Annotated in this window: 1 protein-coding gene; it reads right to left on the reverse strand. The window is 36.1% G+C overall.

The features are described 5' to 3' along the window. The coding region (locus tag GXK57_RS26230) for a cadherin-like domain-containing protein (protein ID WP_160680944.1) at nucleotides 1–443 on the reverse strand (443 nt) is incomplete at both ends.

The following is a 443-nucleotide window of genomic DNA, read 5'->3' on the forward strand; positions in this document are numbered from 1 at the left end:
TTTGGAGTATAGGTAAAAGTTCCATCTTCATTTAGTTTTAAAGTTCCATGAGTTGGCGCAGTTACTACATAGTATTTTAAGCTATCTCCATCTATATCTGCTCCTGTAACTGTTCCACTTAAGACCTTATCTTCATCTGTATTCAAACTTTGTCCAAAAGCACTTGGTATATCATTTACTGGATTAACAGTTATACTAACTGTTGCTGGCGCTGAATCAATATCTCCGTCATTCGATCTAAAGCTAAAGCTGTCTGATCCATTGTAGTCCTTGTTTGGAGTATAGGTAAAAGTTCCATCTTCATTTAGTTTTAAAGTTCCGTGAGTTGGCGCTGTTACTACATAGTACTTTAAACTATCTCCATCTATATCTGCTCCTGTGACTGTACCACTTAAGACCTTATCTTCATCTGTATTCAAACTTTGTCCAAAAGCACTTGGTAT

The organism is Clostridium sp. C8-1-8, assembly GCF_009928445.1.
In the GTDB taxonomy this organism is placed as follows: Bacteria; Bacillota; Clostridia; order Clostridiales; family Clostridiaceae; genus Clostridium_AR.